At 58.6% G+C, this 14,600-nt stretch carries 11 protein-coding genes; 6 read left to right on the forward strand and 5 right to left on the reverse strand.

Going from position 1 to position 14,600, the window contains the following annotated elements:
* The first annotated feature begins 43 nt into the window (after positions 1-43).
* Positions 44-1,690 carry a chaperonin GroEL gene (gene groL, locus BUE92_RS07550; RefSeq protein ID WP_073522856.1) on the forward strand — a complete coding sequence of 549 codons (1,647 nt, stop codon included), beginning with the start codon at positions 44-46 and terminating at the stop codon, positions 1,688-1,690.
* Positions 1,691-2,120: 430 nt separating this feature from the next.
* On the opposite strand, the gene BUE92_RS07555 is transcribed toward groL, so the two are convergent.
* Complete coding sequence (locus BUE92_RS07555; RefSeq protein ID WP_073522859.1) at positions 2,121-2,846, reverse strand: phosphatase PAP2 family protein; 726 nt, start codon at positions 2,844-2,846, stop codon at positions 2,121-2,123.
* Positions 2,847-2,896: 50 nt separating this feature from the next.
* Positions 2,897-4,846, reverse strand: coding sequence for an LTA synthase family protein (locus BUE92_RS07560; protein WP_073522861.1), 1,950 nt, complete (start codon positions 4,844-4,846; stop codon positions 2,897-2,899).
* A gap of 200 nt (positions 4,847-5,046) precedes the next feature.
* Here BUE92_RS07560 and colR point away from each other — a divergent pair, with 200 nt between their 5' ends.
* From colR to BUE92_RS07585, 5 genes are all read left to right on the forward strand, one after another.
* Positions 5,047-5,730, forward strand: coding sequence for a two-component system response regulator ColR (gene colR / locus BUE92_RS07565; protein ID WP_003208587.1), 684 nt, complete (start codon positions 5,047-5,049; stop codon positions 5,728-5,730).
* Entirely contained in the window at positions 5,720-7,000 is a 1,281-nt protein-coding gene (locus tag BUE92_RS07570; protein ID WP_073522863.1) for a sensor histidine kinase, read from the forward strand. Before colR ends, BUE92_RS07570 begins: the two co-directional genes overlap by 11 nt.
* Before the next feature lie 188 nt (positions 7,001-7,188).
* Entirely contained in the window at positions 7,189-7,869 is a 681-nt protein-coding gene (locus tag BUE92_RS07575) for a class I SAM-dependent methyltransferase (RefSeq protein WP_003193934.1), read from the forward strand.
* 4 nt (positions 7,870-7,873) lie between these two features.
* Entirely contained in the window at positions 7,874-8,593 is a 720-nt protein-coding gene (locus BUE92_RS07580) for a lipopolysaccharide kinase InaA family protein (RefSeq protein WP_073522866.1), read from the forward strand.
* On the forward strand, positions 8,590-8,817 hold the full coding sequence (locus tag BUE92_RS07585; RefSeq protein WP_003193932.1) for a hypothetical protein: 228 nt from the start codon (positions 8,590-8,592) through the stop codon (positions 8,815-8,817). Before BUE92_RS07580 ends, BUE92_RS07585 begins: the two co-directional genes overlap by 4 nt.
* A gap of 76 nt (positions 8,818-8,893) precedes the next feature.
* Here the strand turns inward: BUE92_RS07585 and BUE92_RS07590 are convergent, their stop codons facing one another.
* The 3 genes from BUE92_RS07590 to BUE92_RS07600 form a co-directional block, all read right to left on the reverse strand.
* Complete coding sequence (locus tag BUE92_RS07590; protein WP_081372174.1) at positions 8,894-12,157, reverse strand: multidrug efflux RND transporter permease subunit; 3,264 nt, start codon at positions 12,155-12,157, stop codon at positions 8,894-8,896.
* The gene (locus BUE92_RS07595) at positions 12,154-13,308 is read right to left on the reverse strand and encodes an efflux RND transporter periplasmic adaptor subunit (protein WP_073522868.1); all 1,155 of its coding nucleotides are present in this window, start codon (positions 13,306-13,308) and stop codon (positions 12,154-12,156) included. The genes BUE92_RS07590 and BUE92_RS07595 overlap by 4 nt, the downstream gene beginning before the upstream one ends.
* A gap of 194 nt (positions 13,309-13,502) precedes the next feature.
* The gene (locus BUE92_RS07600; protein ID WP_073523099.1) at positions 13,503-14,600 is read right to left on the reverse strand and encodes a DUF1513 domain-containing protein; all 1,098 of its coding nucleotides are present in this window, start codon (positions 14,598-14,600) and stop codon (positions 13,503-13,505) included.

Below are 14,600 nucleotides of genomic sequence, written 5' to 3' on the forward strand. Positions count from 1 at the left end.
CTCATTTTCCCGTTACTACTAAAGTATTTAAGGAATATCGATCATGGCTGCTAAAGAAGTTAAATTCGGCGATTCCGCCCGCAAGAAAATGCTCACCGGTGTCAACATCCTGGCTGACGCAGTAAAAGCGACCCTGGGCCCGAAAGGCCGTAACGTGATCATCGAGAAGAGCTTCGGCGCTCCGACCATCACCAAGGACGGCGTTTCTGTAGCCAAAGAAATCGAACTGGAAGACCGTTTCGAAAACATGGGCGCGCAGCTGGTCAAAGACGTTGCCTCCCGTGCCAACGATGACGCAGGTGACGGTACCACCACCGCTACCGTACTGGCTCAGGCTATCGTCAACGAGGGCTACAAGGCCGTCGCTGCCGGCATGAACCCTATGGACCTCAAGCGTGGCATCGACAAGGCGACCATCGCCATCGTTGCCGAGCTGAAAAACCTGTCCAAGCCATGCGCTGACACCAAGGCTATCGCTCAGGTAGGCACCATCTCCGCCAACTCCGACAGCTCCATCGGCGACATCATTGCCGAAGCCATGGAAAAAGTCGGTAAAGAAGGCGTGATCACCGTTGAAGAAGGCTCGGGCCTGGAAAACGAACTGTCGGTTGTAGAAGGCATGCAGTTCGACCGTGGCTACCTGTCCCCGTACTTCGTCAACAAGCCGGACACCATGGTTGCCGAGCTGGACAGCCCGCTGATCCTGCTGGTCGACAAAAAAATCTCCAACATCCGCGAAATGCTGCCAGTACTGGAAGCCGTCGCCAAAGCCGGCCGCCCACTGCTGATCGTTTCCGAAGACGTTGAAGGCGAAGCCCTGGCGACCCTGGTTGTGAACAACATGCGTGGCATCGTCAAGGTTGCAGCTGTCAAGGCTCCAGGCTTCGGCGACCGTCGCAAGGCCATGCTGCAGGACATCGCCGTATTGACCGGCGGTACCGTTATCTCCGAAGAGATCGGCCTGAGCCTGGAAAGCGCCACCCTGGAAAACCTGGGTAGTGCCAAGCGTGTGACCATTTCCAAGGAAAACACCATCATCGTTGACGGTGCTGGCGTTGAAGGCGACATCGAATCGCGTATCGCCCAGATCCGTGCCCAGGTTGCCGAGACTTCCTCGGACTACGACCGTGAAAAACTGCAAGAGCGTCTGGCCAAGCTGTCTGGCGGCGTTGCAGTGATCAAGGTTGGCGCTGGTTCCGAAGTCGAGATGAAAGAGAAGAAGGCCCGCGTTGAAGACGCCCTGCACGCAACCCGTGCTGCCGTTGAAGAAGGCGTTGTACCTGGCGGTGGCGTTGCGCTGATCCGTGCTCTGGAAGCCCTGACCAACCTGACCGGCGACAACGCTGACCAGAACGTCGGTATCGCTGTGCTGCGTCGTGCCGTTGAAGCACCGCTGCGCCAGATCGCTGCCAACTCCGGCGACGAGCCAAGCGTTGTGGTCAACGAAGTCAAGAACGGCAAAGGTAACTACGGTTACAACGCTGCGACTGGCGTGTACGGCGACATGATCGAAATGGGCATCCTGGACCCTACCAAGGTGACCCGTTCCGCGCTGCAAGCAGCATCCTCCATCGGCGGTCTGATCCTGACCACTGAAGCGGCGATCGCTGAAGCACCGAAGAAAGAAGGCTCGGCTGGCGGCGGTATGCCAGACATGGGCGGCATGGGTGGCATGGGCGGCATGATGTAAGCCAGCCTTACCCGGCACTATAAAAAGCCCCGCCTGCAGTGATGCAGGCGGGGCTTTTTTATGAGCGGCTGTATCTACCCGACGGCGGCCTGACAGCCACGCTTATCTAACTGATGCGCCGCGGTCAAAATGTGGGAGCTGGCTTGCCTGCGAAGACGGCCTGCCAGCGTGCAGGAATGTTGGATCAGGGCGAGTTCATATCCGTTATTCAGGCAACGGCCATCTAGGGGGCCGCCCTGACGGCGGCTAACTCTGCATTCTGCCGGGTTACCCACGAATTCAAGCCTGCGTTCGGCCAGCGTGGTTTAACGGGGCGCCTGAGATCAAGATCAAAAGCAGATCAGGATCAAGAGCGGCGCGCTTCGCATCGTGGTTACCGTTGGCTTTCGCAGGCAAGCCAGCTCCCACATTTGATCTTCGTTGCATTCGCTTAACCGACCGGCATTACGGCTTGCCGTGAAGGCCGGTACAGCAACAAGCAATACAGCCCCAGGCAGATCAGCCAGCAAAAGATCGCTGTCCACACGTTGTGGGAAAAGAAATGCGCACCTTGCAGCATGCGACTGACTGAAAACACGCTGCCCAGGCTGAAGGCAAAGATGAACGCGTAGCGCGCCAGCCGCGGCCGCCGATCCCGCAGGGCAAAGAACCAGGCGAACAAGGCAAACCCTGTGGCTGCATGCCCGCCGGGCCAGCAGCGGCCGGGTTTATCGGTCGGCGGGCGCGGGCTGAGCAGTTCGCTGTAGGTTTCCTGGCCGCCGAATTCCTTGAGGCTCCAGGGGCATTGCACGGCGGTGATGGTTTTCAATGGCGACACGAACGCCGTCGCCATTCCCAGCGACAGCACCAGGCACACCAGTTCACGGCGGTACGGCTTGAGTCGCTGCAGGATGAAGCTGCCGACCAGGCCCAGAATCGCCAGCACCGAAAACAGGATCACCAGTTGCTTGGCACGGTCATGCAGGATGTCTTCAAGCAAGAAGCTATAGCGGCCAATAAAGCCGCCAGCCTCTGCGCTGTAGAAATGCCTGGCCAGGTCCATGTCCAGTGATGTCAGCTCCAGCAACAGCATGGCCACTGCAGCGCTGGCAGGCAGGCCCAGGCACAGCCAGAAATCAAGCGGTTTGGAAACCGGTAAAGAGGAGGGGGATTTCATCACGAACCTTGGTGAAAAAGCCCCGTACTCACCTGCACGGGGCTTTTTGATTAGCGTTTGCTTAAGACTGGAGCCTCTTCCTTGGGCGCTTTCCAGCTCAGCAGTTGCTGTTTGTAGTCATAACTGGCGGCCTGGTAGTAGGTGATCGCCCGTTGAATCAAAGGGTCATCGCTACCGACGCGCAGCTCCTGGCTCTCGCCCAGGGCCCGGTCGTGGCGACGCAAGCCTTGGCGCGGACTGAGGATTGCCAGGTCCTTGCCATCAAACAGACCCAGGTGCTGGTAATTGCCCACTACCACCCGTGCAGGCAATGGGTTGTCTTGCAGCAGGTTGCGGCCAAAGAATGTCGATTCGTAGCTCAGGTTGAGCAGGCCCAACAAGGTCGGCGCCAGATCGATCTGGCTCGCCAGTTGGGTGGACTCCCGTGCGTCGATCAGCTTGGGCGCGTAGATAAACAGCGGGATCTGGTAGTTGGTGATAGGCAGGTCTTCCTTGCCCGCGCTGCCGGCGGTGTGGTCGGCGACGAACACGAAGATCGTATTATCGAACCACGGTTTCTGGCGGGCGGCCTCAAGGAACTGGCCGATGGCGTAGTCGGTGTATTTCACCGCGCCGTCGCGGCCCTTGCCGGACTTGATGTCGATACGCCCGTCCGGGTAGGTGTAAGGACGGTGGTTGGAGGTGGTCATCAGTTGCAGCAAGAACGGCTGTTGCTTGGCGTAGTCGGCGTCGGCCAGTTTCAAGGTCTGCTTGAACAGGTCTTCGTCCGCCATGCCCCAGGCGTTTTTGAAGGAGATTTCTGACTCGGGCACGCTGCTCTGGTCCACCACCCGATAGCCGTTGCCGCTGAAGAACGCGTTCATATTGTCGAAGTAACCGCGCCCGCCATAGACAAACACGCTGTCATAACCGATGGCCGAGAGCTGTTGCCCAAGGCTGGCGAACCCGCTTTCACGGCCGATGCGCTTGACGATCGAACGCCCCGGCGTCGGTGGAATTGCCAGGGTAATGGCTTCCAGGCCGCGGTCGGTGCGCGTACCGGTGGCGTAGAAGTTATTGAAGTACAGGCTCTGTTGGCGCAATGCATCCAGGTTGGGCGTGAGGTTGCGCGTATCGCCATTGCTGCCCATGTACTTGGCGCTGAAACTCTCGATGGTCACCAGTACGATGTTGGGCTTGCGCAGTGTGCCGGGGTTGGTGATGGCACGGCGAATATCCAGCGGGTCCTGGTCGATAAAGCGGGCGTTGGGTTCACTGAGTTCGGCGCGCAATTGCTTGGCGACGACGTCGGTCGGCAGGCTTTTGTAGAACTGGGTGTAGTCCAGTTCGTTGTTACGGAACGCGGCAAAGAACTGATAGGGGCCGTTGCTGGCCAATTCGTTGTTGTACGCGTTGCCGCCTTGGGTGCGCGGGCTGTCCTGGCTGACCAGTTGCAGGCTGAGGCCGGCGAGCACCAACAGGCCCAGGGCGTTGACCAAACGGCCACGCAGTGCAGGCAATGGCGCTGCCATCGCGGCATTGAAGGGTTTGCGCAGAGCCACGCTCAGCAGGATAGCCAGCATTGCCAGCAGGCTCAGCAGCTTGCCGATCGGATAGGACTCCAGCAGGTTGTTCAATACCTCATCGGAGTACACCAGGTAATCGACGGCGATAAAGTTGAAGCGCACGCCAAACTCATCCCAGAACAGCCATTCGGCCACCGAAGTGAACAGCATGGCGAACAGGCTGACGGTCAGCACCGCTTGCAGGAACCAGCGATGGCCACGACGGCGCCACAAGGCAGGTGGGCAGAGCAGCACATACAGGCCAAGCGGCAAAGCTGCATAGGCGAGGAAGGCCAGGTCGTAGAGCACACCCACGCCAAACACCGGCAGCAGGTTGCCGCCGACTTCATCCAGGTGAGTGATGAGCAGCACACTGCGGGTGAGCAGGAAAACCACTAACCAGGCACCGGTGATCAACAGCAAATAGCGCATTGGCGCGGTTTTGAAAAAACCCATGTCTATGTTCCTTAGAGCAATGGGGGCGATCTTCTTCCTGAGGCTGTAGTCAGTTTGTGAAGCTATAGTGAAAAACCTGTTCGGCTCTGCAAACAGTTGAAAACCTTTATCAGCGGGGCTCTGCGCTCTATCCCTGAGCCCCGCTTGGCCTTAAGCTGCGCGAGCCAACACGGCCGTTACCGCGTACGGAGACACTGCCCATGCGAATTCTATTGGTTGAAGACAACCGCGATATCCTCGCCAACCTGGCCGACTACCTGGGGCTCAAAGGCTACACAGTGGACTGTGCGCAGGACGGTTTGTCGGGCCTGCACCTAGCGGCCACCGAGCATTACGACCTGATCGTGCTCGACATCATGCTGCCCGGCATCGATGGCTACACCCTGTGCAAGCGCCTGCGCGAAGACGCGCGTCGCGATACGCCGGTGATCATGCTCACCGCTCGCGACCAATTGGACGACCGGCTGCAGGGCTTCAAGTCCGGCGCCGATGACTACCTGCTCAAACCGTTCGCCTTGTCGGAACTGGCTGCGCGTATCGAAGCGGTGCTGCGCCGTGCCCAGGGCGGCGGGCGTCGTGCCCTGCAGGTGGGTGACCTGAACTACGACCTCGATACGCTGGAAGTCACCCGCGAAGGGCGCCTGCTCAAGCTCAACCCCGTGGGCCTGAAACTGCTCGCCGTGCTGATGCAGAAAAGCCCGCACGTTCTGCGCCGGGAAATTCTCGAAGAAGCCCTGTGGGGCGACGACTGTCCGGACAGCGACAGCCTGCGCAGCCACGTTCATCAACTGCGCCAAGTGATCGACAAACCCTTCGCCAAGCCGTTGCTGCAAACGGTGCACGGTGTGGGTTATCGCCTGGCCGAGGGTCGTGATGGAGTTTAAGCAAAGCCTTGCCCAGCGGATCATCATCGCCTTCGCCTTGATGAGTGCGTTGGTGGCGGGGGCCTTCGCCATCGGCATCATCGCCACGGTGCACCTGGTGGAGGAGAAGTTGATCTCGGCCGGCCTGGGCGGTGACCTGCAGCGCCTGTTGCTGATGGACAGCGTCGAAGACTGGAGCCACCGGCCGGAGCCCGATCAGTTGTTCTATTTCAGCGGCGGGCGTGGCGATTTTGAACTGCCCAAGGATCTGCGCCATCTGGACCCGGGGTTTCATGAGGTGTTTCGCGAGGCGCTGTCGTACCACGCCATGGTCGAAGTGGTCGATGGCCGGCGTTATGTGTTGCTGCAAGACCAGAGCGATTTCGAAGAGCGTGAGCGCGTGCTGTTTGCCGTGGTGCTGGTGGGCTTCGTGCTCAGCCTGGCGCTGGCGGTGTTTCTCGGCTGGGTGCTGGCCCGCAAGGTGATGGCGCCGGTGGTACGTCTGGCCCGCCAGGTCCGCCATCGTGACCAACTGTTGGGCCTGGCGCCGCCCTTGGCGCCGGATTACGCCGCCGATGAAGTGGGCGAACTGGCGGTGGCGTTCGACGCCACCCTGGGTCGCTTGCGTCAGGCGTTGTCACGCGAGCAACTGTTTACCAGTGATGTGAGCCATGAGTTGCGCACGCCCTTGATGGTCTTGGCCAGTTCCTGCGAACTGTTGCGGGAAAACCCGGCCATCGATCAGCGCGGTCGCAACCAGGTAGAACGGATTGCCCGAGCCTGTGAAGAAATGCGCGAGCTGGTGCAAACCTTCCTGATGCTCGCCCGCGCCAAACACGACGACGCTGCCAGTTCGCCCCAGGGTAACCTCACCCAGGTGGCCGAAGACCTGCTCGGTATCTGGCGCGAGCCCATCGAGAAAAAAGGCCTGACATTGGTCTACCTGCCAGGCAACCCCCTGGACACCTGCTACAACACCACCTTCTTGCATGCGGTGATGGGCAACCTGCTGCGCAACGCACTGCATTACACCGAGCACGGGTTTATCCGCCTGACTCTGGAGCCCAGTGGTTTCACAGTGGAGGACTCCGGTGTCGGCATCCCGGAAGAGAAGCGCGAAGCGATGTTCGAGCCGTTCGTGCGCGGTAGCGAGAAGCGTGGCGAGGGCCTCGGCCTCGGCCTGTCACTGGTGCAACGGATCTGCGAAAACCAGGGCTGGAGCGTAAGCCTGAGCACGATGGAACCCAATGGCTGCCGTTTTCACGTGGAGCTCAATCCAGTCAAAACCTGACCCTTCAGTCTGTCGTTTTGCTGATGCAGACTGCCTGCTTTTCGGCGAAGATGGCCCGGTGCTACTGAATGTTTCTGTAAAGTCCTGAAATGTATGCAGTTGGACAGGACAAGATTTTCACAACGAGTTGACCTGTTGATCACAGTTCGCTGCTTAAGGTTGTAGGCATCAGTTACTGGAGACGTACGATGCCTTCCCCGATCAAGCTGGAATTTTCTGACAAGTACGACGATCAGCACGCGCAAAAATATTTGCTCAAGCATCAGGACAATCTGGCTCGCCGGTTGTCCCACAAGCGCGACGAGCAGTTGGCGCGCGGCGCATTGGCCATGGCCGGTGAGCCTGGGCTGGTGTTGGACCTGCCGTGTGGCGCTGGACGCTTCTGGCCGTTACTGGCCGAAAAACCCAACCGTGTGATTATCGGCGCTGACAATTCGGCGTCGATGTTGAAGATCGCTACCGCTGCCCAACCGGCAGAGGTGGTGAAACGGGTACGCCCTTTGCAAACGTCTGCCTTTGATATCGATTTGCCAGATAACTCCGTCGACAGTATTTTCTGCATGCGCTTGATGCACCACATCGGTGAGCCCGAGCACAGGCTGACAATACTGCGCGAGTTTCAACGTGTTACCCGTGACAGCGTAATTATTTCGCTGTGGGTAGACGGTAATTTCAAGGCCTGGAAGCGCAAGCGCAGCGAAGTACGTCGTCGCAAAAAAGGTGAGCAAGAAGGTTACCAAAACCGGTTTGTGTTACCGGCTGCTACTGTCGAGGCAGAATTCGAGCAGGCCGGTTTCCGTGTTCAGGAATCCCTGGACTTCATACCGCTCTACGCCATGTGGCGAGTGTATGTATTGCGCAAGAGGTAACAGGATGGCAGTTGAGTGCGTAGTAGGCAGTCATGTAGCTCCCGAAGAACGATTTGATTTTTTCTGGCGTCAGCAAGGTGAGTGGGTGGAAGAACCCAACCGTCGCCGTGGTGGTGAAAGTGGCGTGCAACGGGTGATCAGCCCTAACGGTCGGCTGCTTTATAGCAAGCGTCAGACCGGCCACATTTACCGCAGCTGGCTGCACCCCTTTGGGCGTCCGACCGTGCTGCGTGAACGTGATGCCCTCAAAGGCCTGCGTTTGCTGGATGTGCGTGTGCCGGAACTGGTGTTTTGCGAAGCGCGTCGCGACCCGGAGCACCAATGGAAAGCCCTGTTGGTCACCGCGTCCCTGGACGGTTTCGACGAGATTGAAAACTGGTACGCCGCCGGTGGCCGCCAACAGTATGGCGAGGCGGTCCACGAGCGCCTGCTGCAGGAGTTGGCCGGCACCTTGGCTCGTATGCACAAAGGCCGTTGGCAACACGGTTGCCTGTATATCAAGCACATTTTCGTGCGGGTTACCGGTGAGCCCGATGCGGCGAAGGTGGAAGTGGCCCTGCTGGACTTTGAAAAATGCCGCCAGCGCCTGACCGCTTATCGGGCCGCGTCCCACGATATGCTGCAATTGCGTCGCCATTCGTCGTGGAATGATACCGACTGGAAAAAACTCAGCTACTTTTACGAGACGGCGTTTGGCAGCGCTATCAAGGGTTTAACCAGATGAAGCTAGAAATAGCACGAGGTTTGTTTCTGGTCGGGGCATTGGGTGTTGCAGCCCTGGCCCTGGCGGTGTGGGAACAACCTCGTACACAAGTGTTGAGTGCGGTAGACGGTGGCGGGCAATGCCTGCTGCCACGCATTGCCAAGACGAGTGTGGCGGCCAAGCCCGACCATGAATTGCTGTTATTCATGTTCGGCATGTCTCAAGCGATGAGGCCGCAAAGTTGAAACGATTCAACCTCCCGAGAAGGGCCTTGCGATGCGAGGCCCTTTTTTTTGCAGGTAGAGGCGGTGCTGCCTGCGATCAGGGGCCTGTATTTTCGGGATGTTCATCCTGCACTCGATCGTTGTAATACCCCGGGCAGACGAACCGATACGTTGTTCCGTCTTTGCCAGGGATCCCAACCGGGACTTTTGTCAGGTCTATCGGCGCGGGTGACCCCCTGTAATGAGGCAACTTCGGGATTGTGGGGGGGCGTTCAATTTGTCCTGCTCCCGCAGCGGGGTGAGCGGAATACGATAAGCGTCGGGGCTTACCGGGTAGCATTCCGGGTTTTGCCAGGAAGGTGTAGACACAGGGCAGTACAAACAGGGTGAACAAGGTGCCGATGGACATGCCCGTGGCGATCACCAGGCCGATGTCAAATCGGCTCACAGCCCCAGCGCCGCTGGAGAGAACCAGCGGAACGACCCCCAGTACCGTGGCGATGGTGGTCATCAGAATGGGGCGCAGGCGGGTCGCACAAGACTGCTCGACGGCTTCGCGCGCAGTCAGGCCTTGCTCTCTGCGCAATTGATTGCTGAATTCGACGATCAGTATTCCGTGTTTGGTGATCAAGCCGATCAATGTGACCAGGCCTATCTGCGTATAGATATTCAGGCTCGACCAACCCAGGAAAAGGGCGATCAAGGCGCCGCAGACTGATAAAGGAACACTCACCAGGATCACCAGCGCGTCGCGATAGCTTTCAAACTGGGCGGCCAGCACCAGGCCGATAACCGCCAATGCCAGGCCGAAAGAGCCCCATAAGGCGCCACGTTCCTGCATGAATTGTCGCGTGGCGTTGCTGTAGTCGTGTGTGAAGCCCGGCGGCATTTCCTCTTGCACAATAGCGTGCAGGGTATCGATGGCGTCGCCCATGCTGACAATCGGAAAGCCGGCGATCAGGACTGAGTTCATTTGCTGGAATTGGTTGAGCTGGTGTGGACGGGCCTGCTGCTCTGACACCGTGATCAGGGTGGACATAGGCAACAACTGCCCCTTGTCATTCTTGACGTAATAATGGCTCAGCCAGTCTGGCGTATTTCGATAGGCCTGTTCGACTTGCGCAATCACCTTGTATTGGCGTCCATCAATGCTGAAGCGGTTGATATCCGTTTCTGCCAGCAGCATTGACAGGGTCAGGCCCAGATCCTGCATTGAAACGCCCATCTGCGCGGCCTTGTTTCGGTCAATATCGACCACGACTTCTGGTCGATCGAAGGCCAGGTCCATGTCCAAATAGGCGAACTTGCCGGAGTCGATAGCGCGCTGTTTGATCCGCTCGGCCACTTGCAGCAGTGCTTGATGATCGTTGGATGTACTGATAACGAAGCCGAAGGGCAGGCCTTCGCCAGAGCCCGGCAAGGCGGGCAGGTTGAAAGCCAGCACCTGCACGCCGGGAACACTGTCGAGTTTTTCGCGTAATGGCTGCAGCAGCTGCATTTGTGTGCGGTCACGCTCTTCCCAGGGCTTGAGCAGGAAGCCACCTATACCGGAATGCACGCTCTCCAGGCCATTGATCTGGAAAGCGGCGTGGTACTCCGGGAACGTCTTGAACAGATCGACGAACTCCCTGGTGTAGGTATTCATATACGCGAGGTTGGCGCTTTGCGGTGCCTGGGTCAGCATGAATATGACACCTTGGTCCTCATCCGGCGCCAACTCCGAAGTTGTCAGCGCCAGCATCGCCGGAATCAGGAGGGACACGATCAGGGCGAACACCAGCACCGTAGAACGTGAATCCAGTACCGCCTGCAATGTGTCCAGGTAACGCCACTTGAGGCGCTCAAACGCCCTGTCCAGCATGAGCGGTTTTCCTCTCGCGGGCCTTGCAGGGCGCAGCAGCAGGGCGCACATCATGGGTGACAAAGTCAGCGCCACGATGCCGGAAATGACCACCGCGCCCGCCAGGGTCAAGGCAAACTCTTTGAATAACGACCCCGTCAGCCCCTGCAAAAAAGCGATGGGGGCATACACTGCCGCCAGTGTGATGGTCATGGACACCACGGGTGTACAGACTTCCCGCGCCCCGATGATGCTCGCAGCGAAGGGCGGCAGGCCTGCTTCAATATGACGATGAACGTTCTCCATCACCACAATCGCGTCATCCACGACCAGGCCGATTGCCAGCACCATCGCCAGTAACGTCAACACGTTGATGGAATACCCCATCAACTGCATGAAAAACATCACGCCGATCAGAGACAGGGGAATGGTAATGACCGGAATCACCACAGAGCGTAGCGATCCCAGGAACATAAACACCACGATGACCACGATCAATACAGCCTCCAGCAACGTGATGACGACCTCGTCGATGGACGCGTGAATAAATTGTGTGGAATCAAAGGCTATATCTGCGCCTAGTTCGGGAGGCAGCTTGGACTGCAGTTCAAGCATCAGCGTGCGTACCTCCCGGCCCAGTTCCAGAGGGTTAGCGCCGGGTGCAGGCTTGATGCTGATATAGGTGGCGGGTACACCCTTGTATGAACTGAAGCTGTTGTAGTTTTCCGAACCCATTTCGACCTTTGCCACGTCACCGAGGCGAACCTGGCTTTCGCCGTCGCTTTTCAGGGGAATCGCGCTGAAGTCTTGCGCGGTGCGCAGCAATGTATTGACGTTGACGCTGGTGACCACGTAGTCGCCGGTGACCTCACCGGCGGTTGATTGCACATTGTGATGACTGATCGCCTGGCTGATATCGGTGGCACTCAAACCGAACCCGGCCAGCTTGATCGGGTCTAGCCACAAGCGCATTGCCAGGGTCTGGTTGCCGATAATGTCGGCAGCGGCCATGCCAGGCAAAGTCGTCAATCGAGGTTGTATGACCCTTTCAAGGTAGTCGGTGACTTGGGCGCTGTTCATCGTTTGGCTGGAAAAGCTCAGGTACATCAAGGCCGTAGACTCGGCGGAGACTTTACTCAATGTAGGGTCCTGGGCCTCTCGTGGCAGTTGGCTGCGCACCTCATTGACTTTTGCCAGCAGCTCGGTAAACAAGCGGTCGCTGTCGGCACCGTTACGACCGTGGATCGAGATGACAGACACATTCTGGCGGCTCGCGGACTTTATGTAGTCGATACCCTCTACGCTTGCCAGATTCTTCTGGAGCGGCTGAGTCACTTGGGTCTGGATGGACTCTGCATTGGCACCGGGGTACAGCGTGGTGACGGTGATCAGAGCCGTTTCTATTTGCGGGTATTGGCGCAATGGCAACTGGTAATAGGCTTGTACTCCCAACAATAAAATCAACAGGCTGACTACTGTGGCCAGTACCGGGCGCTGAATGAACAGGTCGGTGAATTTCATGGCTCAGTGCCTTGGCTGCCGGTACGGGCGGAGTCGGGAGGGAAGCTTCTGTCAGCGCTGATTCGAATCGCTGCACCCTGTTTGAGCTTGAGTTGGCCTGCGGTGACCACTTGCTCGCCTGCGGCCAGACCTTGACTGATGATGACTTGGCCATCGCGTCGTTCGCCGGTCTTGACCAGGCGTTGTTCGGCGATTTGCACTGTGCCCGGTGATACACCTGGCGGGACTTCCAAGCCATCTCGTTGCGACACGACATACACGTACTGCCCATAAGGGCTGTAACTGATTGCGCTCTCCGGGACAGTCACGTGCCGCTCAGGTATTGCCAGTTGCACCAGCAGGCTGGCGTACATGCCGGGCAGTAGGCGATTCTCTGGATTGGGCAGGGTTGCACGTACTCTGACATTACGGGTGCTGTCATCGACGATAGGGTTAATGGCACTGACGGTGGCAAGTGTGTGTTCCCCCGGGCGAGCGGAAACTTCTACGGCTACCGACTGACCCACTTCAATCAGGTGAACTGCCTGCTCCGGCACGTGGAAGTCGACGTACAGGCTGCTGGTGTCTTGAAGGCTGGCGATCACCGAGGTGCTTTGCAGATAGTCGCCGATGTCGACCTGGCGGATGCCGATCGTGCCGCTGAAGGGCGCTGTGATTGATTTTTTCGCCAAGGCTGCGGTGGACTGTTCAACTAGCGCATTGTGGCGGTTGAACTCAGAAGAAAGTCGATCAAATTCGCTCAGTGAAATAGCCTGGCTTTCAACGAGCTTCTGACCTCGCTCGAACTCCTGTCGGGCCAAATGACGGTTGGCCAGGGCCACGTCTAACTGCGCCTTCTCCATCTTGTTGTCTAACTGCAACAATGTTTGCCCGGCTGTGATCGACTGCCCGGAGTCGAAGTGCATTTCGGTCACCACGCCCGGGACTTCGATACTCAGGTCAATACCTTGAAGCGCTCTGAGGCTGCCGGCTGCAGGCAATTTGGGCTGCCAGGTCTGTTCGACAGCAACTGCCACGGTTACGCTGATGGGGGCGTCGGGCGCATGCAGTAATGCCAGTTGCTGCTTTATCCAGATTGCTTTATACCCCGCCAGAATGGACACAACGATAAGGACGATGATGAGCATCGTGACCATGTTGCGGCCAGGCATAGGTAACTCCTTGGGGACGACGGCGAGGGGCGCTCATTGTCATCAAGGCTGGTACGAAGGATAAGGCAGAAAGTCTCGCAGGACTGTGGGAAGAAGAGCTTCCCCTCAGTAGGACATTTACTGAGGTAATGCGTGAACACGGGTGTTCAGCCGCTCACGTGCTTGCCAAGCGGGAGCGGCCATTGCCATGGGATTCAGACCAGGTGCAAGTGGTTGTCCCAAAAGCCCGCGGGCAATTCCAACGGTTTGGCCAGCAACTGCTCCTGGCGGCAATCATAGAAGCGGCACCGCCCCTGTCCTGATGTCACGACAAACCCATCCGCCACCGCACCCACCCCTGCACAGTCAGGCAAGGGCCCATCCAGGCGCAGTTCGGCGGTGTCCATGTCCCAGATAAAAAAGCGATTGCCGCGAGGTGCTGTCAACGCCACCAGGCGCAGTTCGCTGTGCACCGCCACGCTGGCGGTGTAATGCCCCATCGCCTGCAACTGTTGGTCAGCCACCGGGAACGCCACGAACGGCTGCCCCGGGCGCTTGATCGCCAGCAGCTCGGAACGCTCCTGGGACGGGCCCATGAACTGCTGCCCGGTCAGGATGGTGCCATCGCTGGCGATGCCCATGTGCCGCACGCTGTTCATCTGCTGGGCCAGGGTTTCCTTGCTGATCAGGCTGCCGTCGCGCCGCATCAGCACCAGGCTCGGCTCCATGGCATTGAGGTTCATCTCTACCCGGCTTTCGGCTTCGGTGCGAATGCCACCGTTGGCCACGATCAGCGTCTCGCCGTCGGGCATCCACGAGACTTGATGCGGGCCGATGCCGTGGGTAGAGATCTCGCCGCTGTGCACCAGCCGCTCACCTTCAAACTTATACACACCCAACAGGCCGCGGCCAGGGTCGGAAGTGTCGTTCTCGGTGGCGTACAGCCAGTCACCGCTCTTGTGGATCACCGCATGGCCATAGAAATGGCGGTTGGCGTTGGAGGTGATGGTTTGCAGCAGCCTGCCATCGCGCAGGTCGATCAGGTAACTCTCGGTGCCCGGCCGACGGGCCACGAACAGCGCAATCGGCAATGTCGGGTGGTTAATGATGTCATGGCAGCGCTGGCCGACCTGGGTGGCAAATACCGGCTTGCCGTCCAGGCGATAGCCGACAGCGTAGTGCTTGCCGTCGGCATCATCGCGCGCCGACAGCAGCAGCGGGCCTTTGTCTTTGTGCTTGAACAGCGTCCAGCCACCCAAGGTGATAGCGCTGAGCAACACGCTGCCCACCGCCAAAGCCTGTCGCCTGAGCAT

The organism is Pseudomonas fluorescens (assembly GCF_001902145.1).
Taxonomy (GTDB): domain Bacteria; phylum Pseudomonadota; class Gammaproteobacteria; order Pseudomonadales; family Pseudomonadaceae; genus Aquipseudomonas; species Aquipseudomonas fluorescens_BV.

What these genes read in the sequence shown, in the direction of transcription:
- groL (WP_073522856.1), top strand. Translation starts at nt 44, where the DNA reads ATGGCTGCTAAAGAAGTTAAATTCGGCGATTCCGCCCGCAAGAAAATG.
- BUE92_RS07555 (WP_073522859.1), bottom strand. Translation starts at nt 2,846, where the DNA reads ATGAAATCCCCCTCCTCTTTACCGGTTTCCAAACCGCTTGATTTCTGG.
- BUE92_RS07560 (WP_073522861.1), bottom strand. Translation starts at nt 4,846, where the DNA reads ATGGGTTTTTTCAAAACCGCGCCAATGCGCTATTTGCTGTTGATCACC.
- colR (WP_003208587.1), top strand. Translation starts at nt 5,047, where the DNA reads ATGCGAATTCTATTGGTTGAAGACAACCGCGATATCCTCGCCAACCTG.
- BUE92_RS07570 (WP_073522863.1), top strand. Translation starts at nt 5,720, where the DNA reads ATGGAGTTTAAGCAAAGCCTTGCCCAGCGGATCATCATCGCCTTCGCC.
- BUE92_RS07575 (WP_003193934.1), top strand. Translation starts at nt 7,189, where the DNA reads ATGCCTTCCCCGATCAAGCTGGAATTTTCTGACAAGTACGACGATCAG.
- BUE92_RS07580 (WP_073522866.1), top strand. Translation starts at nt 7,874, where the DNA reads ATGGCAGTTGAGTGCGTAGTAGGCAGTCATGTAGCTCCCGAAGAACGA.
- BUE92_RS07585 (WP_003193932.1), top strand. Translation starts at nt 8,590, where the DNA reads ATGAAGCTAGAAATAGCACGAGGTTTGTTTCTGGTCGGGGCATTGGGT.
- BUE92_RS07590 (WP_081372174.1), bottom strand. Translation starts at nt 12,157, where the DNA reads ATGAAATTCACCGACCTGTTCATTCAGCGCCCGGTACTGGCCACAGTA.
- BUE92_RS07595 (WP_073522868.1), bottom strand. Translation starts at nt 13,308, where the DNA reads ATGCCTGGCCGCAACATGGTCACGATGCTCATCATCGTCCTTATCGTT.
- BUE92_RS07600 (WP_073523099.1), bottom strand. Translation starts at nt 14,600, where the DNA reads ATGCTCAGGCGACAGGCTTTGGCGGTGGGCAGCGTGTTGCTCAGCGCT.